Origin of the sequence: Luteimonas sp. MC1572 (assembly GCF_016615815.1) — a bacterium.
In the GTDB taxonomy this organism is placed as follows: Bacteria; Pseudomonadota; Gammaproteobacteria; order Xanthomonadales; family Xanthomonadaceae; genus Luteimonas.
The window spans coordinates 1,081,975-1,104,528 of record NZ_CP067112.1; the positions used below are offsets into that span (position 1 = coordinate 1,081,975).

Below are 22,554 nucleotides of genomic sequence, written 5' to 3' on the forward strand. Positions count from 1 at the left end.
CGGACGCCCGGGTCAGGCGGCCCCGGCCGCTGCTTCCTCGCGCCGCCGCCCGCCGGCGGCGTGGATGCCCTGCAGCAGGCGCGTGGAGAGGATGCCGACGAAGGCCTGGTTGTCGGCGAAGCCTCCCGCGTTGCCGGCACGCGCTTTCTCGTACAGGCGCGACACCGCGTCGGCGTCGAACATGCCATCGGCGCGGATCGCGTCGCGATCGAAGGCTTCGGCCACGTAGTCGAGCGGCTTTCCGTCGACGAAAAAGCATTCGCTGTCGGGAGCCCGATAGGGCTGTTTCGTGCGGCTGAGGATGTCGGCCGGCAACAGGTCGGCCAAGGCCTTGCGCAGCACGTGCTTTTCGGACAACCCATGCAGTTTCCACTGCGGCGGCAGGCGGTTCGCGAACTCGACCAGGGTGTGGTCGAGAAAGGGATAGCGGCCCTCGATCGAGGCCGCCATCGCCGCGCGATCGCCCTGGCTGGCCAGCAGATACCCGGCGAGCAACGTCTTCGCCTCCACGTACTGGTCGCGGGCCAGCGGCGTCCAGCGCATGAGCGCGGCTGGCAGGCGGGACTCCACCAGCGCCAGCGGGTCGAAGCCGGCGACCGCGGTGCGGAGTTCGGGTGACAGGAACCGGAGCGCGCGCCCCGACGTGGTCCAGCGCGGCACGTGCGAAAACACGGGCCGGTCGATGTGCTCCATGCCCTGCCCGAAAAACGCCGCGGCGAACGCGGGATTGGACGATGGCGAATTGGCGAGATAGCCGTACAGGCGTCCGAGCAGGCGGGGACGCGCGCTGGATCCGGGCTGGCGTGACCAGAAACGGCGGATCTTGGCTTCCTTGAACAGGTCGTAGCCGGCGAAGACCTCGTCGGCGCCTTCGCCGGTCAGCACCACGCGATACCCCTGGCGCCGCACGTCGTCGGCAAGCAGCATCAGGGGCACGCCCGCGGTGCGCAGCACCGGGGTTTCGGCATGCGCGATGAAGCGCCGGAATGCCTGGCCGATGTCGGCGGCTCCCACATGCAGCGTGGTGTGGTCCGTCCCGAGGTGCCGGACCATGGCCTGCTGGTGCCGGCTCTCGTCGAACTCGCGCTGCGCGAACGCCACCGAGAACGTGCGCACCGGCGTATTCGTGGCGGTGCGGATCAGGGCGGCGATGCCCGACGAGTCCAGGCCACCGCTGAGGTAGGCGCCCACCGGTACGTCGGCGCGCAGCTGCAGCCGGACGGCATCCACGAGCCGCTCGCGCAGTTCGCCCGCGGCCTGGTCGATGTCATGCCAGTGACGGGCCGGGTCGGACGCGTCCGGGAAGGTCAAGTCCCAGTAGCGGCGCAGGCGCTCACGACCGTCGGCCTCGATGGTCAGGAGGTGGCCGGGCGGCAGCGTGGCCACACCTTGCCAGACGGTGTCGGGATCGAGCGGCGCCCACAGGGTCAGCGCCTGGGCGAGGCCCGTCGGATCAATGCATGCGTGTCCAGGCAGCGCCGCGAAGAGCGCCTTGGCCTCGGAGGCGAACCAGAGCGCGCCGCGCGCGCGCGTGTAGTACAGCGGGCGGATGCCGAGGCGGTCGCGCGCCAGCACCAGCCGGCGCCGGCTGCCATCCCACAGGGCGATGGCGAACTGGCCGTTGAGGTGGTCGACGAACGCATCTCCGTGCCGCTGGTACAGATGCACGATTACTTCGGTATCCGACCGCGTGTGGAACACGTGGCCCTGCGCTTCGAGCCGGGCTCGCAGTTCGATGAAATTGAAGATCTCGCCGTTGAAGACGATCCACACCTGGGCGTCCGGACTGGCCATCGGCTGGGCGCCGGTGGCGAGGTCGATGATGGACAGGCGCGCGTGCGCGAGACCCACGCCCTCGCTGACGTGGAAGCCGTAGCCGTCGGGACCACGATGGGCGAGGGTGGTGATCATCGATGCCAGCACCGCGCGCGCATCGTGCGCGGCAATGCCGGCCCCCAGATAGCCGGCCAACCCGCACATGGTCAGTCGTCCCCGTGGGCCTGGGGCGCGACGTCTGCAGTCATGGCCGCATGGTCCGCGCAGGCGCGCGGCCGTGCGCTGGCGGTGCGTCTGGCCCCGCCCGCTGTCGCGTGCTGCGGGCGCTGCGTGGCGACCGGCAGTGGATGCAGCGGGGTGTTGTGCCAGTCCGCCAGCCGCCCGCACTCGAAGTGCACCCAGGACGGTCCATACATCCAGAGCGAGTCGCTGGCGTCGCGCACCATGGGTTCGCCGAGCAGGACCGCGACGGTGCGGCGGTCCATGCCGGGTACGAGCTGTACGTCCATCGGGGCTTCCGCGAAAGGCGCGGCCTGCGGAGACTCGGCGGCCGGCGCGGCTGGCTCTTCGGAGGCCGGCAGCCAGTGCCAGGTTGCACCCGCCACGATCAGCACCGTCAGCACCGAGCGCATCCACATTGCATGGCGTGTGGCCGAGGGGGGCAGCTGCGCCGTGGGTGACGCGGTGCGGGCCTGCATGTGCCGCCCGTTCCACTGGCTGCCATGTTGCAGCGGCGCGGTCTGCGCGGTGGTGCCGGCGGCGTGCGCCGGAGCCCCGGGCAGCCGGCCACGCGCGCGATGGAAGTCCAGCGCGGCGGCGTAGCCCAGGTTGAGCGCGATGAGCCTGTCGGGATCGCGCGGTCCGGTGGCGGGCCGGTCGGGATGCAGCTCCGCGACGCGGCGGCGGTACGCCTGCTTGAACGCGTGCAGGCCGCACTGCGGCGAGACGCCGAGCTCGGCATAGAGCCTTGCGAAGTCGGTCGCATGGTTCATCGCCGGGGCAGCGGCTTCAGGCGGCCAGCTGACGGCAGAACATGTGCGGCAGCTGCACCATGGCCCGGAACAGGTCCTGTCCCGTCTCCTTGGACACCGGGACGCGCTGCAGGTCGAGCGGTGCGGACGAGGCGCGGGCCACCCCGCCGTAGAAGGAGAACGCCTGCGCCACGCGGGCATCGCGCAGCAGGCGCATGGTGTTGTCGTCGAACGCGGTGGGGCCGCCGACGGGGTAGGCGAAGTGCGTCATGTCGATCCCGAGTTCCTCCCGCAGGCGCAGGGCGCAACCCTCGATTTCCGCGCGCTGCTCTTCGACCGGAAGGCTCGACAGGATCGGGTGGTTCACGGTGTGGCCGCCAATCGTCATGCCGGCCCGGGCCAGTGCGCGGACCATGTCCCAGTCCATCCACTGGCCTTCCACGGTGTCCGGTGGCTCGAGCCCGGTCTCCTCGGTGAGGCGGGCGCGGAACGGGAGCGTCTGCCCGAAGGGCAGGTCCTTGTAGGCGGCGATGATGCGCCGTATCCAGGCTTCGCGGTCCTTGCCGAGAGCGATCCGCCCGGCAATCCAGGGCGACAGGTCGAGCGTGCCGCTGGCGCTCTCGCGCACCTGCATGGCGATCGCGTCCCACCAGGGCAGGAGGTTGCGGTCTATGAAGCCGGTTGCAATGAAGAACGCCGCGGGCACGCGGTGGTGCTTCAGCACCGGCAGGGCGATGTCATGGTTGTCGAGATAGCCGTCGTCGAAGGTGATGGCCACGTAGCGGCCACTTGGACGGCGCAGCGCGTCGGCGATGTCGTCCAGGCCGATGATGTCGCAGTTGTCCTTCAGGAACCTGACCTGGGCGTCGAAACCCTCGGCCGTCGCGCTCCAGAGCCCACGGTCGTACCGCGAGCGGCTGCTGTCGCCCACGCGGTGGTAGTTGAGGACCAGCACTCCATCGTGAGGCAGCGCGGCGGCCACCAGGCGGCGCATGCCCGGTGTTGCCAAGACCTTCGCAGCCATGTCCCGTTTCATCATTCCATGCCCCCACATGCGCGGCCTGTTACCGGCCGGATATCCGTTGTCCCTTACCAACGGCAAATGCTGTCGCAACCAGCCATCTGGAAAAGCAGTCAACATGCATCGACATAGCGTGCCACCCCGGTACAGCGTTTACACCGGTGGCTCACCGCACGGCAAGCGACTGGCGGCATGCTGGATCCTGGTCGCGCTGGCGGGCCTCGCAGCACCCGCACACGCCCGCGAATGGTTCGTCTCGACCGGGGGCAGCGACAGCAACGACGGCTCCCTGGCGCGCCCCTTCCGGACGATCGGGCACGTGCTGTCGCCGGAGAGCGCGCTGGTCCGCGATGGCGACACCGTCACCCTGCGCGCGCCCGAGGGCAACCGCACCTATTCCGAGTGCGACGTGCGCCTGCGCGTCAGGCTGGTGCTGCGGTCGCACCCCGGTGAGCGCGCGCACATCCACTGCGACATCGCCACCCCGGACAGTGTCGCGGTGCAGATCGATCCCCCGGCCTCCGGGAGCCGCGTCAGCGGCCTGGAGATCAGCGGCGGGCGCTTCTATGGCGTGATGATGCAGACCGGCTGGGAACAGGAGGCCGCGCCGGCCGAGCGGGGCGCCTCCGACATCGTCCTCGAGGACCTGCTGATCCGGGACACGGGGCGTGACGGCATCAAGATCACCCCGAAGTCGGACAACATCACCATCCGCCGCACCGAGATCCGCGACACCGGCGCGATCTACGCGCCCGGCACGCCGCTGGAAGAGATGAACGCCGACGGCATCGACAACGTCAACGGTTCGGGGATGGTGGTGGAAGACAGCTACATCCACGATATCGCCACGACCGGCCTGTACTTCAAGGGTGGAGCGGCCGACGTGGTGGTGCAGCGCAACCGCATCGAGGACACCGGGATGGCGGGCATCCTGGTGGGGTTCGACACCAGCCTGGAATTCTTCGATACCGCGCTCAACCCGGAATACCACGAGTCGATCCGCGGGGTGGTGCGCAACAACGTGGTGCGCAACACCAACTACGCGGGCATCGGCCTGTACGCGGCCAAGGACGCCGTGGTGGTGAACAACACGATCGACAACGCCGCCCGGGTCGGGCATGCCGCACTGTACTTCGGCATCCCGTTCCAGGACTGGGATCCCGACGGTGGGCGTCCCCCGAGCGTGAATGCGACGCTTCGCAACAACCTGGTGCGCGGCAGTGGCGGCCGCTGTTTCGAGATCCGCCATTCCGACGAACTCGGTGGCTTGTCCGGCCTCACCGGCTGGCCGCACAGCGACCACAACGGCTATGCACCGGACTGCCTGCTGCGCGATGCCCGTCCGGGCTCGATCGCGCTTCCGCTGTCGCTGCCGGCATGGCGCCTGGCGAGCGGCACGGAGGCGGGAAGCGTGTCGGCCGATTTCGCGCTCGATGCCGACGGGCGGCCGGGCGCCGGCAGCGCGGCCATCGGTGCCGGCGTGCCGGTCGACGGCGTTTCCGATGACATCGAGGGTGCGCGCCGCGATGGCGCGCAGACCATTGGCGCGTACCACGTGCAGGTGCCGGTGGCCGTGCCCGCAGCCGGAGGAGCGGGCACGGGTGGCGGTGACGCGCCGGCCACTGCGCAGGCGGAGACCATGGTCGCCGCCGCGGTCCTTCCGCTCGCATGGCTGGCGGGCGGGCGCGGTATCACGACGCTGTTGCCCGCGATCGGCGCGGCGCTCCTTGCCGCGCTGGCACTGTTGGCCATGGTCGCCGGCGCAATCCTGGTGCGGCGGCGCAACGTCACGGACTGGCTCGCCGCCTACCTGCGGCAGGATTGGCGCGCCCCGGTCCCGCACGGAACGACCCGGCACCTCATGTTCTGTTTCGTCGACCACTACGAGCCCGCCTGGGGCAATCCCGGACGCGCGCGCGAGGATGCGCGCGTCGCCCGCTGGCTCGAAGAGCTGCCCCGCCTGTGCGCCAGCCATCGCGATTCGGAAGGTCGTCCGCCGATGCACACGTTCTTCTATCCGGAGGAGGAGTACCGGCCCGAGCACCTGGATGCGCTCGCGACGCTGTGCCGGATGGGGCTCGGCGAGATCGAGATCCACCTCCACCACGACAACGACACCGAAGCCGAGCTGCGCCGCAAGCTCTCGCGCTTCACCGAGCTGCTGGCGAGCGACCACGATGCGCTCCCGCGCGATCCCGTGACCGGCCAGCCGCGGTGGGCCTTCATCCACGGCAACTGGGCGCTCGACAACAGCCACCCGTCGGGCCGCCACTGCGGCGTCGACAACGAACTGGTCGTGCTGCGGGAGGAGGGCTGCTACGCGGACTTCACCTTCCCCGCGGCTCCCGACCCGTGCCAGACGCGCGCCATCAACCGCATCTACTACGCCAAGGACGATCCATGCCGGCCGAAGTCCCACGATCGCGGTCCGCGCGTCCGCGTGGGCGGTTCCGCGGAGGGCGACCTGATGCTCATACAGGGCCCGCTGGGATTCCGTTGGCGGAGCCGCAAGTTCGGCCTGGTGCCGCGAATCGAGAACGCCGACGTCCGCGCGGTGGCGCCGCCCACCACCGACCGCATCGATGCCTGGGTGCGCACGGGGATCCACGTCGAAGGTCGGCCGGAGTGGATCTTCGTCAAGATCCACACCCACGGAGCCGAGGACCGTGACATGGATACGCTGCTGGGCGCTGCCATGGACCAGGCGCACTCGTACCTGGAGTCGCGCTACAACGATGGTCGCGAATGGAAGCTGCACTACGTCAGCGCGCGCGAGGCCTACAACATCGCCAAGGCCGCGGAGGCCGGCCTGCAGGGCGACCCTGGCATGTACCGCGACCACGCCATTCCCCGTCCCCACTATCGGCCGCGGCGCGGCGCGGCGGCCACGAGCACCGTCGGAGAGCGCGCGGCGCTTACTCCGTGACCGGACCACGGGATCACGGGGCCACAGGGGGAAAGGGATGAGGGTTGGAATCGTGGGTTGCGGCAAGATCGCCGATGGCCATGCCGAACAGCTGCGCGCCATCGGGCGCGCGCAGCTTGTGGCGGCCTGCGACCGTGAGCCGCTCATGGCCGAACAGTTCTCGCAGCGCTGGGGTGGCCTGGCGCAATACGCGGACATGGCGGAGATGGTGCTGCGGGAGCGACTGGACGTGGTGCACGTGGCGACGCCGCCCGATTCACACGTGGCGTTGGCGTGCAGCGCGCTGGAAATGGGTTGCCATGTCTTCGTGGAAAAGCCCTTCGCGCTCGACGGCGAGGGTGCGCGCAGGATCCTCGATTGCGCGAACGCGGTTGGCAGGCGCGTCAGCGTCAATTACCTCTACAACTTCGAATCACCCGCGCTCGAGCTGGGAAGGCTGCTGGCCGACGGCGCGCTGGGCGAGGTCGTGCACGTGGAGACCTGCTACGGCTACAACCTGGCCGGGGACTACGGGATCGCGGTGATGTCCGATCCCGCGCACTGGGTGCACCGGCTGCCCGGCAAGCTGTTCCACAACGTGATCGACCACGTGCTGGCCAAGGTCGTGCCGATGCTGTCCGAACCGGTCGTGGTGTGCGCCGATGCGCGGCGCATGCGCCCGGCGAGCGGCGACGCGGTGGTCGACGCCATGCCCGATGAGCTCAGGTTGCTGCTGAAGGACCGCGACGGCAGGACGGTGTCGGCGATGGTCGGCTCGCATGCGCGGCCGATCGGCCATGCCATGAAGGTGTACGGGACCCGCGACACGGTGGAGCTGGATTACGCGGCGCGCACGCTGGTGCGCAGCGCCCGCCAGGACCAGCCGAGTGCCGTGGGTCGCCTGTTCCCGGCCTGGGTGCAGGCCTGGCGGTACGCGCGCTGCGGGGTGCGCAACCTGGGTGCCTTCGGTCGCCACGAGTTCCATTACTTCCAGTGCATGCGGGTGCTGTTGACCCGCTTCTACGACGCCATCGAGGGGCGCGGCGAGGACCCCGTGCCGCAGGCGGAGATCCTGCGCGTGGCCGCGATCATCGATGGCATCGTCGACGCCCTGGCGCAGCGGCCATGAAGGTCCTGCTGACGGGGGCGGGCGGGTTCCTGGGCCGGTGCGTGGCCGACAGCCTGCTCGCGGCGGGTATCGACGACCTGCGCCTGCACTTCCGCGGTGACCCGCCCCACGGTCTGCTCGAGGACCTGGGTCGGCGCCACCCGGGTGCGCGCATCGAGGCTTCCGCGGCCAACCTGCTGTATGCCCGCGACCTGCCGGCGCTGGTCGCGGGCGTGGAGTGCATCGTGCACGCGGCGGCGGGCATGCGCGGCTCGGCCGCCGACATGTTCGCCAACACCGTGGTCGGCACGCGCAACCTGCTCGACGCCGCCGCGGGGGCTGGCGTGAGGCGCGTGGTGATGGTCGGGTCATTCTCGGTCTACCGCACCGAGTCGCTGCCGCGGGGCGCGGTGCACGACGAATCCGTCCCGATCGAGGACGTCGGCATCGAGAAGGGAGCCTACGCCCACGCCAAGACGCGCCAGGAGCATCTGCTGGCCGAATACCGCGGCAGGTACGGATTCGAGACCATCGTGTTGCGGCCCGGCGTCATCTACGGCCCCGGTGGCGGCGCGTTCTCGTCGCGGGTGGGTATCCGCGCCATGGGCGTGTTCTTCAGCCTTGGTCGCGGCGCCGAGCTGCCGCTGACGTTCGTCGAGAACTGCGCCGATGCGGTGGCACAGGCCACGCTCAACGGCGTCGATGGCCGCGCCTACAACGTCGTCGACGACGAGCTGCCGAGCTGCAGCCAGTACCTCCGCGGCTACCAGGCCAGGGTCGGGCGACTGCGCGTGCTGGCGGTGCCTTACTGGCTCTTCCTGCTCGGCTCGCGTTGGCTCGTGCGCTACAACCGCGTGTCGAAGGGCCAGCTTCCGGCCGTATTCACCCCTTACGTGGTGCGCTCGATGTACCGTCCGTTCCGGCATTCCAACGCGGCGCTGAAGGCGTTGGGCTGGCGGCAACGGGTTCCGACGCAGGACGGGCTTGCGCGCACGTTCGAAGCGCTGGCCGGCAAGCCGCCCTAGCGCGTGAGGCCCTGCGGCAACGCAGCTTCCGTCCCGCCCAGCGCCCTCTGGTAGAACGCATCGTAACTGGCCCGCATGACATCGACCGACCCGTGCAACTCCACCCGATGCCGCGCCGCCGCGCCCAGCCGGCCGCGCAGCGCGTCGTCGCGCAGCAGTTCGTGCAGGATGCCCTGCAGCGCCAGGCCGTCGGTGGGGGCGAACAGGCGGCCGTTGTCGCCATCCGAAACAATTTCGACATTGCCGCCGACGCGGCCGGCCACGACCGCCAGGCCGGCGGCGCAGGCTTCGAGCAGGGCGATCGACAGGCCTTCGGTGAGCGACGGCAGCGCGAAGACGTCGAAGGCGGGCAGCAGCGCCTGCACGTTGTTCCGCGGGCCCGACAGCAACACCCGGTCGGCGATTCCCAGCCGGTCGGCGAGTGCCTCGAGGTCGGCGGAAAGCGGGCCTTCGCCGACCAGCACGACCTTCAGGCGCGGGAAGCTCGCGAGCAGTGCCGGCACCTGCTCCAGGACGATGCGATGGTTCTTGAGTTCCACCAGCCGCCCGACGCAGCCGATCACCGGTCCGTCGTGCTCGGACAGGCCCAGCGCCCTGCGTGCATCGACGCGCGCGGCCACGGGATCGGCATGGCGGACGATCGGGATGCCGTTGTGAACCACCTCCGCCAGCTGCGCGCGCGCCGTGCCGTTCGCGACCAGCTGGTCGTGGACCTGCTGGCCCACCATCGCGATGCGCCGCGTCCGCGCCAGCGACCAGCGATACAGCATGCGCAGGCGCCGGTTCGACAGCCTCCCGCCCATGTTGTGGCAGGTGTTGACGAGGGTCGCGTGGCGGTTGAACAGCATCGCCAGCGCCGCGTAGTAGCTGGGCACGAAGTTGTGCGTGTGCACGATGTCCGCCCGCAGGCTGCGCGCGCTGGAGCGCAGGGCGCGCAGCACGCCGACATCAAGCGGACGGCGCTTGCCACCGATGACCACCGGCACGCCGGCCGCTTCCAGTTCCGCGCGGAATCCTGCGGTGTCGTTGATGCTGAAGACCGTCACCCGGTGGCCGTGCGCGGTCTGGGCGATGGCCAGGTCGGCGACCACGCGCTCCAGGCCGCCGAGGTCGAGCGAATCGACGACGTGGATGACCGCGAGTTTCCGGGAGGGTTCCATCGGGCGAGCATAGACGGCGTGCCCATGGTGCGCGAGGACCACGCCGGGGAGGTGCCGGATGCCGATGGTCAGTGAGCGGATGCCGACGCGCCCCGGCCTGGCCGGCATACGTGCCTGCGTGATCGGCCCGGACATCCTCCACCGCCAGGCACTGCTGGCGATGTTCTCGGCGCTGTCGATCGAGGCAGCCAGCGCCGATGACTCCCACACCTTCCTCTCGCGCGACGGCGGCGACCGCCGCGGCCGCGTGGCGCGGGCGATGGACATCGCCTGGGGGACGCGCGACCCGTCCTGGATGCGCTATGTGCTGGACGCCATCGACGCGAGCCGCGCCGACGTGCTGGTGTTCCACTGGGGCACGTTGCCGCTGGCGGACATCGTTGCCATCAGGCGCGCGCGGCCGGCGCTCAGGACCATGTTGATGCTGCTGTGCTTTCCGCTGGCATTGTCGGCGGCCGGGATCGCGCGCCAGAACCTGGTGCTGCGCCGCTGCCTGCCGGGCATCGACGCGCTGATCTGTCCAACGCCCGAGATGGCGGCGTACCTGGAGCGCCGCGTCCTGGGCCGGCATCGCACGCGAGTCGGCGTGGTCGCGCCGTGCTGGCCGGACGCGGTCCGTCCCACGCAGCGGGTGGAACCGGGCCGCTCGCGGCCGAACCTGGTGTACGTCGGGCGCACCGACCTCTCCGGGAAAACCGTCCATGGCGCCGACGACATCCGCGAACTGATGGGGAGCCTGCTCGACGCGGGCATCGAACTTCACCATGCCTATTCCCCGGAGACCGAAGACGGTCATCCCAATCGCGTGCAGTTCAAGCCGCTGTCCAACCTGCAGCTGATGGAGGGGATGTCGGCCTTCGATGCCAGCCTGGTCGCCTACAACCTGGACGCGTGCAGCCGCACCGACCGCTTCGATCTCACTGTCCCCGATCGCTTGATCTCCAGCGTGCTGGGCGGGACGCCGGTGGCGTTGCCGCGGCACGGATACGCGGCCTCCAAGAGCTATCTCCGCGATCACGGAGCCCTGGTCACGTTCTCGTCCGCGGACGACCTGCATCGCCAGCTGTCCGACCGTTCGCGGATGGCCGAGCTGAAGGATGTCGCATGGGAAGCGCGGAACCGCTTCGTGGCGGAGCGGCAGGCCGGTGCACTGGGAGATCTCGTCGTCGAGGTGCTCGAGGACGCGCCGGGGCGAAGGCGCACGGCAGGAGCGTGGGCGGGCGGTCGCGGATGAAGTCCGCCTTCGGCAGCCATGCCCTGATCCGCTCCGCGCTGATCGTCACGGGCGCCACCTACGTCACCTACGTCACCGGCCTGGTGATCAGCATGCTGGCCGCGCGTGGCCTCGGGCCCGCGGACTACGGCCGCTACTCCTACGTGGTGTGGTTGTCGGGAATGGTGGTGGTCGGCTGCACCAACGGCTTGACCACGACCGGAATCAAGTTCGTCGCCGAGTGCCTCGGTCGCGACGACAGCGAGGGAGCCGCGCGTATCTATGGATTGCTGCGGCGCTATTTCATGCTGTCGACGCTGGCGGCGTGCCTCGCATTCCTGGTCCTGGCGCGCTTCACCCTGCCGGACGGCTGGGAGGGCGGCATCGGCCTGTTCGCCATCATCGTGCTCGCCAGCGGCATGGCCAAGGCGTTCTACCTCCTGCATTCGTCGGTCGCCAAGGGCTACGGCAATTTCAGCATCGAGGCCAACACCACCAATATCCTGGGCATGGTGGGCCTGGTCGCCACCATCGGCCTGGTGGTCGCGCGCCGGCCCCTGGATTCCTATCTCGAACTGCTGGTGGTGCTGAGCATCTGCCATGCGCTGCTGACCTTCTTCTTCATCCGGCGGACCGCCATCCGTCCCGCCCGGGGCCCCATCGAGCAGGCAATGGCAAGGCGCCTGCGCATCCACCTGGCCTGGACGGTCCTGCTGGTGCTGTTGGCCACCTTTTCCAACCGCACTGTCGAGACCTTCCTCCTCAACAAGACCGTCGGCGCCGAGGCCGTGGGCTTCTTCATCATCGCGGCCACGATCACCCGCGGCGGCGCCGACCTGCTGGTCAACGGACTCACCGCGGTCCTGATCCCGGCGATGGCGCACTCCTACGGCCGTGGCGGTGCCGCCGGATTGAACCCGATCCTGTCGAACTCGGTGCGCTACTTCCTGTTCATGGGCCTGGTGCTGGCTGGCGTCGGCGTGCTCTGCGCGGAGCTGGCGATCAGGCTGCTGTACGGGCCCGAGTACGCGGCGGTGGTGAACGTGTTCCGCGCGATGGTGGTTGTCGCAGGCCTCACCCTGATGGAGGGGGCCTTCAACGCGCTGTTGACCACGACCGACCACCAGCGCCTGCGCGTCATCCTCACCATCGCGGCGGTCACGGTGAGCGCGATCCTCGCCTTCGCGCTGGTCCCCCGCTACGGACTGAACGGCGCGGTGGCCGCGCACCTGATCGCGAAGATGGTCATGTTCACCACGATCGTGCTCACCGCGACGCGCACGATGCAGGTGCGCCTGCCGTGGCGGGCAATCGGCAGGCAATTCGCCTGTGCCATGGTCGCGGCCGCGCTGGCGGCGCTGGTGTGGTGGGCGGGCGATGGCCCCTGGATCGGCCTGGTGGCGGCGATGGTCTATGCGGTCGCCATGGTCGTCTGCTCGTTCCTGTTCAAGTCGTGGAGCGCGCAGGACCTGGAGATGCTGGCCCAGCTGACCACGCGCTTTCCGCGCGCCTGCGGGCTGCTGGCCGCGCTGGCGCGCCTGGGCGTGCGCTGAACGCGCCAGGCGAAGCTCAGCCCGGCTTGTAGGCGACGTAATAGATCCAGGGGTCGTCAAGCACGTCCAGGCCACGCCGGCCGTCGGCCGCGATGGTCACCACGTCGACGAAGCCGGCCGCGGCCAGCGCTTCCAGTTCATGCGCCGGGTCCACGTACACCGTGAGCGACGAGTGGTCGTAGGCCTCGTCGTTGACCACGGCGTGGCCTTGCGCCATGACCTGGTCCCCGGCCAGGCGCCTGCGGTTGGCCTCGCGCGTCCTGCGCGCGGCCATGGCCCTGGCAATCCGCACCGCGAGTCGCAGCGGGTTGGCGGTGACCTTGACGCCGGGCAGCGAGACCGGGGGGAACGCGCCGCCGAGGATGCGCATGTTGTGCGACGAATACACGAAGGCGCCACCCGGGCGCAGCACGCGCGCCACCGCGCGGTGGACCTGCGCGCGCTCCTCGTATGCGATGTAGTCGATGCCGTTGAACGAGAACAGCACCAGGTCGCAGCTGCCGTCGCCGATGCCCTCGAGCGTGCGCGCATCGCCCAGCCGGATGTCGACCCCCGGATGCCTGGCCCTGCACGCGTCCACCATGCCCGGCGAGATGTCGAGCGCACGATAGCTGCGCGCGAGCGCATGCAGGTAGCCGGTGGTGCGCCCGCCGCCGACGCCGACATCGAGCACGTCGCCGCGCACCAGCGGCCAGGCTTCACCGAGCGCGGCGACTTCCGCGGGCGTGAGTGCGGAACGCGTGGCGAAGTCCTCGACGACGCGCGGCTGCAGGTACGCTTCATTGCCCATGTGCTCACCCTTGGCGATGGCCCCGCCGGATAGTAGCGGAACATTCCAGCGACCCGCACGTGGCTGCCGTTCGCGCCTGGCCATGGCCGGTTGCAGACATTCCGCGCGTTGTCATTGCACGGAATGCCACGTCCGCAGCCGAAGGCCATGTCGATGCCCATCCGCCCGCAACTGACCGCCGACCGGGCCGACAGCCCTGCGTACGCGGCAGCGCCGTGAGCAGCGTGTTCTGGGCCTGCGTCGTGCTGCTGGCATACACCTATGCCGGTTACCCGTTGCTGATGCGACTGCTGGCGCGCCTGCGTCCGCTGCCCGAGGCCCGGTCCGCGCAGGAGCCGATGGTCACCGTGGTCCTGGTCGTGCGTGATGCGGCGGGGCTGGTGCGCGCCAAGCTCGACAACCTTCTCCAGCTCGACTGGCCGGGGGACCGGCTCGAGATCGTGGTCGCATGCGACGGCTGCACCGACGGCACGGCCGAGGCATGCCGCGCGGTTGGCGACCCACGCGTGCACGTGCTCGAATCCAACGCCAGGCGCGGCAAGGCCGCGTGCCTCAACGACGCGGTGGCCGTGGCGCGCGGCGAGGTGCTGCTGATGGTCGACGTGCGCCAGCGGGTGGACTCGCAGGCGCTGCGCACACTGGTCGCGCGCCTCGCCGATCCCGCCGTCGGCGCGGCCAGTGGCGAGCTGTGTTTCGAGGACCCGGAATCGGGTTTCGCTTGCAGCGTCGACGCCTATTGGCGCTACGAGAAGATACTGCGGCTGGCGGAGAGCCGGAGTGGCTCGGTGGTCGGTGTCACCGGCGCCTTGTACGTGCTGCGGCGCAACCTGTTCGAACCCCTCCCCGAAGGCACCGTGCTGGACGACGTGCTGGTGCCGATGCGGGTCGCGGCGCGCGGGTTCCGGGTGGTGTTCGAGCAACGTGCCATCGCCTGGGACCGTGCATCGCCGTCGCCGGCCCAGGAGCGTGCGCGCAAGGTCAGGACGCTGGCCGGAAACTTCCAGCTGCTCCAGCTGGCGCCCTGGCTGCTGGACCCGTCCGCCAACCCGCTGTGGTTCCGCTTCGTGAGCCACAAGCTGCTGCGCCTGGTGGCGCCATGGGCGATCCTCGTGCTCCTCGCCGCTACCTGCGTACTGGCCACGCGCGGAACCTTCTACCAGGCGTGCCTGTGGCTGGCACTCGCCGCGGGGTTCCTGCTGCTGCTCGCCCGCGTGCTGCCTGCGCTGTCACGATCGCTCCCGGTCCGGCTGCTGTCGGCGTTCCTGCACATGAACCTCTATTCCGCGGAAGCGGCGATCGCGTTCGCGCGCCGCGACGCGACCCGCCTGTGGTGAGCGGGAACCACCCATGCCCGCCTTCGTATTCATCGTCGCCTACCTGATTCTTGTCCTGATCCGCCCGCAGGAGTATCCGCGCTGGGCGGATTCCGGCGTGCCGTTCCTGCCGGTGGCGCTGATCCTCGCGGTGCTGGCGTGGCTCGCTTCGCGCAACAAGCGCTTCGACGAGCCGCAGTACCCGCTGCTGGTGCTGTTCACCGTCGCCACGGGCATTTCGGTGGCGGTGAACGGCTGGCTGGGCGGTGCGGTGGAGCAGTACAAGCAGTTCATGCCCACGCTGGTCGCGTTCGTGCTGCTGGCCAATGCCATCACCACCCGGCGGCGGACGGAGCAGGTCATGGTGGTCTTCATCCTCTGCGCGCTGTTGCTGGCCTGGCATGGCGTCGAGCAGTCGGCGCTCGGCGTGGGCTGGACCGGGATGCCGCTGGTGGAGGACGGACGCATCCAGTACGTGGGTATCTTCAGCGATCCGAACGACCTGGGCTTGCTGTTCGTGATCTGCCTGCCGATGACGGTCTACATGGGCAGCCGCGGCGGCATGATGGGGATGCGACGCCTGCTGTGGGTCGCGGTCGGGGCGTTCCTCCTCTACGGCGTCTACCTGACCAATTCGCGCGGCGCGATGCTCGCGGTCGTGGTGATGGCGGGGGCTCACGTCTGGCTGCGCCGGGGGCCGATGCTGGCCGCGCTCATCGCGGCGGGCTGCCTGACGACCATGCGCCTGATGCCGTCGCGGCTCACGGACCTCGATGTCCAGGAAGGTTCGGCCACGGGCAGGGTAGAGGCGTGGTACGAAGGCTTCCGGATGTTCGTCGAGAACCCGCTGTTCGGCGTGGGGACGGGCAGCTTCGAGGAGTACCACACGCTGACCGCGCACAACTCGCTGATCCTCGTGCTGGCGGAGAACGGCCTGGTCGGGTTCATTCCCTGGCTGGCGTTCGTGGGTTACTGCTTCTGGATGATGCTCAGGGTGGTGCGGCATTCACCCGAGCTTGCCGACGGCGACGGCGACAGCGATGGCGATGGCGATGGCGATGACGCCGACGACGTGGCGAACGAAATCGTGGCCGCGGAATCATGGGCGACCGACCGCGCGATTGCGTGGACGCTGCTGGTGTCGCTGGCCGGCTTCGCCACCTGCGCCTTCTTCCTCAGCCGCAGCTACCTGATCCTGTTCTACCTGCTGGCGGCCGTGGTGGTCGCGCACTTCACCGACGTCCGGCAGCGCTGGCCCGACGTGGTCCCGTTCCGGCTGAGGCAGGACCTCGTGCGCTGGGTGCTGTATTCGGGGGTGGCGGTGGTCGTGTTCTACCTCATCCTCAAGGTGCTTCTGGCGAGACTATGACCATCGACGCACGTGCACGGCCGCCAGCGCGACGCATCGCCATCGTCACGCCGATCCTTCCCGTTCCGCACGACCTCACGCGCGGGCGCTACATCCACGAGACCGCACGCGCGCTGTCGCGCCTGGCGACGGTCAGGGTGTTCTTCCCGCAGGTGCGGTACCCGCGCATCCCCGGCCTGGCGCCCAGGAGTTTCCTGCAGGGCCACGTCGGCGGCGACTACCGCCTCGACGGCATCGACCTGGAGCCCTACACCTATCCGGGACTGCCCGGGATCTCGCGTGCTAGCAACGGCGTGGTCGGGGCATGGGCGCTCGCGCCCAGGCTGCGGGCCTTCGCGCCCGATGTCGTGCTGGCGTACTGGGTGTACCCGGATGGCTATGCGGCCCTGATGGCCGCGCGACGGCTCGGGCTGGCCTGCATCATCGGCGCGCGCGGGTCCGACATCCACGTGCGGTCGGGGATCAGCCGCCACCTCACGCGCCGGGCACTGCGGGGCGCGGACGCGGTGTTGACCGTCAGCGAGGCGATGCGCCGCGCGGCGATCGGCGACTACGGCGTGGAGCCGGACAAGGTGCGCACGATCGTCAACGGCATCGATACCGCGGTGTTCCGGCCGAGGGACCGCGGCCGGATGCGAAGCCTGCTTGGCATCGATGCGCGCGCCAGGCTGGTGACATACGTCGGCCGCTTCGTCGAAGCCAAGGGCATGCACGAGCTGCTGGCGGCGTTTGCCGCGCTGGCCGCGCGCGACCCGGATGTTTCGCTCGCGCTCGTCGGCGACGGCGTGATGCGCTCGCAGCTGGTCGCCATGGTGTCCGCTGCGGGGCTGCAGGATCGCGTGCACATGCCCGGCGGCCTGGAACCGGGGCAGGTGGCGGAATGGATCGCCGCGTCGAACGTGCTGGCCTTGCCGAGCTGGTCGGAGGGCTATCCGAACGTCGTCGTCGAGGCGATCGCGTGTGGCTGCCCGGTGGTTGCCAGCGACGTCGGCGGGGCGGGGGAAATCATCCATGCGGGCAATGGACTGCTGGTGCCGGCGCGCGACGCCGGGGCGCTGGAGCGCGCGTTGGCAGAGGCCATGTCGAGGACCTGGGATGCTGCCGCGATGTCGGCCGACTGCAGCCGTGGCTGGGATGCAGTCGCCGCCGACACCCTGGCCGCCTGCGAGGAACTGCTGGGGCAGAGGCGTCCGGACGCGGCGACGGGAGCCGCATCGATCGCGTAGCGGCACTGCGTGCACGCTTGCCCAGGGCCGGTTTGCACCGCATTCCCCGTTCTCTGGATGCAAGAGGGGCAGGTTTGCATTGCGGGATGCCCATCGCCAACCGACAGGGGCAACGCGAGCCAGATGGACTTCAAGACGATCGTCAAACCTTTCATCCTGGGCAACTTCCTGTTCACCGACGACGCCTCCGCTGTCGCGGACGATTCATCCCTGATCCGCGGCGGCATCGTCGACTCCACGGGGATCCTGGAGTTGATCGAGTTTCTCGAAGCCACCTGCGGGATCCGCATCGACGCGGAAGAAATGGTGCCGGGCAATTTCGACTCCATCGACACCATCAGTGCATTCCTCCAGCGCAAGACGACCGCCTGAGCCCGCCGTGATCGCCTTGGCCCAACGATTGCTGATGACAGCGCGTGCCACGCCCGATGCGGTCGCGATCGCCTCCGGCGTGGAGCGCCTCGACTATGCCGGCCTCGCCGACCAGGTGCAGCGCTTCGCAGCGATGCTCTTTGCGCAGGGAATCCGCAGCGGTGAGCGCGTGGCCATCGTGCTGCCCAACTCCATCGAGGCGGTGGTGGCCTGCTACGGCTGCTGGCTCGCCGGCTGCATCGCGGTTCCGCTGGCGCCGCAGTCGCGGATGCGCGAGTTGCATGCACTGCTGCGGCATGCCGGCGCGCGCATGATCGTGCACGAGCCGGACAACGCCGATGCACAAGGTGCAGCGGATCGCTGCGATCCACCGCTGGTCCGGATCGTGTCCGGCGGCCGCCCGCCGAGCGCCGTGGCGACAGGCTGGGACGACGCGATGCGCGTCGCGCCGCTGGCCGAATCGCGTGCGGCCGGCGCCATGGCGTCGATCATGTACACCTCCGGCACCACGGGCAGCCCCAAGGGAGTGACGCTGACGCACGCGAACTTCGCGGCGAACGTCGACGCCATCAACGGGTTCCTCGGGCTTTGCGCGGCGGACAGCGTGGTGTCGGTGCTGCCGTTCCACTATGCCTACGGCGCGTCCGTTCTGCACACGCACCTCGCGGCCGGCGCGCGCGTGGTGCTGGAGACGAATTCCATGTTCCCGCACCTGTTGGTGGAGTCGATGGTGCGCGAGCGCCCCACCGGGTTCTCGGGCGTCGCTTCGAACTATGCGTTGCTCCTCGACCACCTGGCGCGCCCCGAGCACGACCTGTCCAGCCTGCGTTACCTCACCAATGCCGGCGGCGCCTTGCCCGCCGCGTTCGCGCGCCGCCTGCGCGCAGCGCTGCCGGGTGCGGCATTGATCGTGATGTACGGCCAGACGGAGGCTACGTCGCGACTGGCGTGGTTGCCTGCGGCACGGCTTGATGAGAAGCCCGGCTCGGCCGGCCAGGCGATCGCCGGCGTCACCCTTGAAGTGCGCAACGAGGCCGGCGCGCCGCTGCCGCCGGGCAGGGCAGGCGAGGTCTGGGCCAAGGGCGACAACGTGATGTCCGGTTACTGGAACGACGCCATGGCGAGCGCCGCGGTCCTGCATGAGGGTTGGCTGCGCACTGGCGACATGGGTCACCTCGACGACGAAGGCTTCCTGTTCCTGGCCGGGCGCCGCAGCGACATGATCAAGACCGGTGCGCATCGGGTCCATCCGCTGGAAGTCGAGGAAGTGCTCATCGAGCTGCCGGGCGTCGTCGAGGCGGCCGTGGTCGGCGTGGATCACGACGTGCTGGGGCAGGTGGTCAAGGCCTACGTGGTCGGCGACGGGCGCACGCTCGACGCGAACGCGGTGCGCGCGCACTGCCGCGCCAGGCTCGCGGCGCACAAGGTGCCGAGGCTGGTCGAGTTCGCAAGCGAGCTGCCCAGAACCGCCTCCGGCAAGGTGCGGCGTGTCGAGCTTGGCGACCGGATCGCCGAGCGGGTGCTGTCATGAGCGCGCTCGGCCACGATGTGCTGGACATGGACCTGGAGGCCGAGGCCGACCGCATCGCCGCCAGGCTGCGCGCCGTCACGGCGCGCGAACTCCATCGCCGCGGGCTCGTCGTCGCCGTGTCCGGCGGCATCGACTCGTCCTGTTGCGCCGCGTTGGCGGTGCGTGCGCTCGGTCCGGAACGCGTGTTCGCGTTGATCCTCCCCGAGCGCGATTCGGCCGAAGACAGCGCAGCGCGCGCAAGGCTGCTGGTGGAGCATCTCGGCATCCGCAGCGAGACCAAGGACATCGCTCCCGCGCTCGCCGCGATCGGCTGCTACGAGCAGCGCGATGCGGCGGTACGCCGGGCGCTGCCCGCGTATGGCGAGGGCTGGCGCTTCAAGATCGCCATCGATGGCGGCTCCGAAGGGCGGATCAACATCTTCCGGCTGCTCGCCGAGGCCCCCGATGGAAGCCGCCACGAGCGCACCCTGGGTCTCGCCGACTACCTGCAGATCGTGGCCGCCACCAACTTCAAGCAACGGCTGCGCAAGGCGCTGGAGTACTTCCATGCCGATCGCCTCAACTACGCGGTGGTCGGCACGCCGAACCGGCTGGAGTACGACCAGGGGTTCTTCGTCAAGAACGGCGACGGTGCCGCGGACGTCAAACCCATCGCGCATCTCTACAAGTCGCAGGTCTACGCGATGGCGCGGCACCTCGGGCTCCCCGCGCGGCTGTGCGACGCGGTGCCGACCACCGACACCTACAGCCTGTCCCAGGGCCAGGACGAGTTCTACTTCGCGCTCGGCTACCGCGAGATGGACCTCGCGCTGTGGGCGCTCGAACACGGCCGCGACGCCGTGGAGCTCGGCCACGCGCTGGGCATCGAGCCGGCGCGCGCCGCGGCGATCTACGCCGACATCGAGAACAAGCGCCGCACGACGCGCTACCTGCATGCGCCGCCGGTCCTGATGGGCGAGCCGGACCAGGCCTGCACCGCGTGAACATGGAGGGCGCCACCTGCTTGCCGGCCTACGTGGTCGTTGGCGCCGGGGAGACTGATCTCCGCGCCGGCGCGATCGAAGCGTGGAGCGGGACCCTGGGCCCGGACGACATGCTCGAGCAGCGCTACGAAGCGCTGTGCGAACGTTCGCCGTTCGGCGCGCCGGTGATGCACCTGGTGCGACACGTGGCCACCGGCCGCTTCGTGGGCGTTGCCGCGCTGGCTCCGCGGCGCATGGTCGTCCGCGGCCGGGAGGTCCGTGCCGCCGTGCTCGCGCATTTCGCGATCCATCACGGGCACAGGTCGCTGGGGCCGGCACTGATGCTGCTCGAGAGCCTGCTGGCCCAGGCCGCAGGCCGCTTCGACCTGGTCTATGGGATCCCGCGCAACAGCGAAAGCGCGGGTGCCGCCCTGCGTCGCGCCGGCCTGCGACCGGTCGGGGAGATGCTGCGGCTGGTACGCGTCATCCGCCACGGGCCCTATCTCGCGCGAAAGCTGCCGAAGCCCTTGGCCCTGGTCGCGGGCTGGCTGGTCGACCGTGGCCAGGCCCTGCTGGACGTGCCTGCCGCATGGCGCGCGCCGACGCTGCGCCGGGAGTGGGTCGAAGCCTGCGATGCACGCATGGATCGGCTCTGGATGCAGGGCGGCCATGGCGAGGCCCTGACTTCGGAGCGGGGAACGGACATGCTGCGCTGGCGCTTCGACGGTGCCGCGGGCGCCGCGGTGCGCTACCTCGTGCTCAGCGACGATCGCGGCGAGGCGTGCTGCTGGTTCGCTTGCGAGGTCGATGCGCGATGGCCACACATCCTCAATGTGCTCGACTTCTGGTCGCGTGCCGGCGCTGGCGGGCGGCCTTCCGTGGACGAGGTCCGCGCGCTGCTGCGACAGGCATGGTGCGACGGCAGGGCGACCGTGAGCCTGTCGCTGTGCACGGACAGCGCGGGCCAGGCGCCCTGGTTCGCGGCACGCTTCGCGGAACGCGGCCGCCAGGACGTCTACGGCAGGTGGTTCGACGCGGCGCTCGCCGCAGAGCCCCCGGCCCTGCGTTTCACCGATCTCGAACAGGACGGGTAGGGCATGCCCGCACACATGCGAGGGGAGATCGTGCCGTTGGCCACGTGCCATGGCCTGGAGGCCGAGTGGTTGCGGTTGGAGGCGGAGGCGGACGGGTCGCCTTTCACGACGTGGCCCTGGATCGCCGCCTGGCTGCGCAATCTTCCCGCCGACGTCAGGCCGCTGGTGTTCCGGGCCCATGACGACGCCGGCCCGGCCGGACTTGGCCTGCTGGTGCTCGCGGCGGAACGCGGTGCGAGCCGCGTGTTCGGCAGGCATTCGTTGCACCTGCAGCAAACCGCGGACGCCGAGCTCGATGAGATCACCGTCGAGTACTCCGGATTGCTGGCGCGCCGGGGCGCCGAGCAGCGTGCCTATGCCGCGCTGTTCGAAGCGCTCGGTGCCTTCCGGCCCGGCTGGCGTCGCCTGCGCATCGTGGCGACGACGCACGGCGGTGCCATCCTCGCCGCGCTGCCCCGGTCGATGCACGCGGTCAGCATCGAGGCGCAGAGCTCCCATTACGTGGACCTCGGCGCCGTGCGGGCGGCTGGTGGCGATTACGTCGCGACACTGGGTGCGAGCAGCCGCAGCAGCCTCAGGCAGACGGCCCGCGCGTACGCGCGACTTGGGCCGATCCGATGCGAGGTTGCCGCGGAGGCGGGCACCGCCTTGCAGTGGCTCGGCGGACTTGAAGTGCTGCACACGCGGTACTGGCGCTCCAGGGGCAAGCAAGGGTCCTTCGCCAGCCCGTTCTTCGGGCGCTTCCATCGCGACCTCGTAGCCACGGGAACGCAAGCCGGTTACACCCGCATCACCAGGGTCACCGCCGGCGACAGCCTCGTCGGCTACCTCTACAACCTGTGCTGGCGCAACCGGGTCTACTTCTACAACTGCGGGCTCAACTACGGGCTGCTGCACAAGGGCGATCGCCCCGGCGTCGCCGCGCTGCACGCGGCGATCGAGCAGGCCATGGGCGAGGGGCGCGATGAATTCGACTTCCTCGCCGGGACCCAGGACTACAAGACACGCATGGCGACGCGTTCGCGCCGCCTGCACTGGATCGACGTGCGGAAAGCCGGGCCGCTGGCGTCGTGCGAGCGACTGCTGGCGAAGCTGGCGCGCCGGCAGCAGGGCACGAACCTGCTGGAGAACGCCCTGGTCGCGCTGGATTGAACAGAGGAACGGA

The 22,554-nt window shown here is 69.8% G+C and carries 18 protein-coding genes; 13 read left to right on the top strand and 5 right to left on the bottom strand.

What is annotated here, in order from left to right:
• Window positions 1-12 precede the first annotated feature (12 nt).
• Genes asnB through JGR64_RS04915 form a run of 3 tightly spaced genes read right to left on the bottom strand, consistent with a single transcriptional unit; the run spans window position 13 to window position 3,771 of the window.
• A complete protein-coding gene (gene asnB, locus JGR64_RS04905) occupies window positions 13-1,980 on the bottom strand; it encodes an asparagine synthase (glutamine-hydrolyzing) (protein WP_199375437.1) in 1,968 nt (655 codons plus the stop codon).
• Between the two features lie 2 nt (window positions 1,981-1,982).
• Entirely contained in the window at window positions 1,983-2,768 is a 786-nt protein-coding gene (locus tag JGR64_RS04910; protein ID WP_199375438.1) for a J domain-containing protein, read from the bottom strand.
• 16 nt (window positions 2,769-2,784) lie between these two features.
• On the bottom strand, window positions 2,785-3,771 hold the full coding sequence (locus tag JGR64_RS04915; RefSeq protein ID WP_199375439.1) for a polysaccharide deacetylase family protein: 987 nt from the start codon (window positions 3,769-3,771) through the stop codon (window positions 2,785-2,787).
• Window positions 3,772-3,886: 115 nt separating this feature from the next.
• Here JGR64_RS04915 and JGR64_RS04920 point away from each other — a divergent pair, with 115 nt between their 5' ends.
• Genes JGR64_RS04920 through JGR64_RS04930 form a run of 3 tightly spaced genes read left to right on the top strand, consistent with a single transcriptional unit; the run spans window position 3,887 to window position 8,806 of the window.
• A complete protein-coding gene (locus JGR64_RS04920) occupies window positions 3,887-6,694 on the top strand; it encodes a right-handed parallel beta-helix repeat-containing protein (protein ID WP_199375440.1) in 2,808 nt (935 codons plus the stop codon).
• 37 nt (window positions 6,695-6,731) lie between these two features.
• Window positions 6,732-7,802 carry a Gfo/Idh/MocA family oxidoreductase gene (locus tag JGR64_RS04925; RefSeq protein WP_199375441.1) on the top strand — a complete coding sequence of 357 codons (1,071 nt, stop codon included), beginning with the start codon at window positions 6,732-6,734 and terminating at the stop codon, window positions 7,800-7,802.
• Complete coding sequence (locus JGR64_RS04930) at window positions 7,799-8,806, top strand: NAD(P)-dependent oxidoreductase (protein ID WP_199375442.1); 1,008 nt, start codon at window positions 7,799-7,801, stop codon at window positions 8,804-8,806. The genes JGR64_RS04925 and JGR64_RS04930 overlap by 4 nt, the downstream gene beginning before the upstream one ends.
• Here JGR64_RS04930 and JGR64_RS04935 read toward each other — a convergent pair.
• Window positions 8,803-9,966 carry a glycosyltransferase gene (locus JGR64_RS04935; protein WP_199375443.1) on the bottom strand — a complete coding sequence of 388 codons (1,164 nt, stop codon included), beginning with the start codon at window positions 9,964-9,966 and terminating at the stop codon, window positions 8,803-8,805. The two genes, JGR64_RS04930 and JGR64_RS04935, sit on opposite strands and share 4 nt — an antisense overlap.
• A gap of 58 nt (window positions 9,967-10,024) precedes the next feature.
• Here JGR64_RS04935 and JGR64_RS04940 point away from each other — a divergent pair, with 58 nt between their 5' ends.
• Entirely contained in the window at window positions 10,025-11,200 is a 1,176-nt protein-coding gene (locus tag JGR64_RS04940) for a glycosyltransferase (protein WP_199375444.1), read from the top strand.
• Window positions 11,197-12,732 (top strand): polysaccharide biosynthesis C-terminal domain-containing protein, encoded by a 1,536-nt coding sequence (locus JGR64_RS04945; protein ID WP_199375445.1) that lies wholly within the window; start codon window positions 11,197-11,199, stop codon window positions 12,730-12,732. Before JGR64_RS04940 ends, JGR64_RS04945 begins: the two co-directional genes overlap by 4 nt.
• Window positions 12,733-12,748: 16 nt before the next feature.
• Here JGR64_RS04945 and JGR64_RS04950 read toward each other — a convergent pair whose 3' ends face one another.
• Window positions 12,749-13,522 (bottom strand): class I SAM-dependent methyltransferase, encoded by a 774-nt coding sequence (locus JGR64_RS04950; RefSeq protein ID WP_199375446.1) that lies wholly within the window; start codon window positions 13,520-13,522, stop codon window positions 12,749-12,751.
• 215 nt (window positions 13,523-13,737) lie between these two features.
• On the opposite strand from JGR64_RS04950, the gene JGR64_RS04955 reads away from it, so the two are divergent.
• The 8 genes from JGR64_RS04955 to JGR64_RS04990 all read left to right on the top strand — a co-directional run bounded on the left by JGR64_RS04955 (window position 13,738) and on the right by JGR64_RS04990 (window position 22,541).
• The gene (locus JGR64_RS04955; RefSeq protein ID WP_234447003.1) at window positions 13,738-14,856 is read left to right on the top strand and encodes a glycosyltransferase family 2 protein; all 1,119 of its coding nucleotides are present in this window, start codon (window positions 13,738-13,740) and stop codon (window positions 14,854-14,856) included.
• 13 nt (window positions 14,857-14,869) lie between these two features.
• On the top strand, window positions 14,870-16,204 hold the full coding sequence (locus JGR64_RS04960; RefSeq protein WP_199375447.1) for an O-antigen ligase family protein: 1,335 nt from the start codon (window positions 14,870-14,872) through the stop codon (window positions 16,202-16,204).
• Window positions 16,201-17,430, top strand: a complete 1,230-nt coding sequence (locus tag JGR64_RS04965; RefSeq protein WP_199375448.1) for a glycosyltransferase — start codon at window positions 16,201-16,203, stop codon at window positions 17,428-17,430. The genes JGR64_RS04960 and JGR64_RS04965 overlap by 4 nt, the downstream gene beginning before the upstream one ends.
• 123 nt (window positions 17,431-17,553) lie before the next feature.
• Window positions 17,554-17,802: an acyl carrier protein gene (locus JGR64_RS04970; RefSeq protein ID WP_199375449.1), complete on the top strand. Its 249-nt coding sequence runs from the start codon at window positions 17,554-17,556 to the stop codon at window positions 17,800-17,802.
• Window positions 17,803-17,836: 34 nt separating this feature from the next.
• On the top strand, window positions 17,837-19,333 hold the full coding sequence (locus tag JGR64_RS04975; protein ID WP_199375450.1) for an AMP-binding protein: 1,497 nt from the start codon (window positions 17,837-17,839) through the stop codon (window positions 19,331-19,333).
• On the top strand, window positions 19,330-20,316 hold the full coding sequence (gene nadE, locus JGR64_RS04980) for an NAD(+) synthase (RefSeq protein ID WP_199375451.1): 987 nt from the start codon (window positions 19,330-19,332) through the stop codon (window positions 20,314-20,316). Before JGR64_RS04975 ends, nadE begins: the two co-directional genes overlap by 4 nt.
• Window positions 20,313-21,389 (top strand): hypothetical protein, encoded by a 1,077-nt coding sequence (locus JGR64_RS04985; RefSeq protein WP_199375452.1) that lies wholly within the window; start codon window positions 20,313-20,315, stop codon window positions 21,387-21,389. Before nadE ends, JGR64_RS04985 begins: the two co-directional genes overlap by 4 nt.
• 3 nt (window positions 21,390-21,392) lie before the next feature.
• Window positions 21,393-22,541 carry a GNAT family N-acetyltransferase gene (locus JGR64_RS04990; protein WP_199375453.1) on the top strand — a complete coding sequence of 383 codons (1,149 nt, stop codon included), beginning with the start codon at window positions 21,393-21,395 and terminating at the stop codon, window positions 22,539-22,541.
• Window positions 22,542-22,554: the final 13 nt, after the last annotated feature.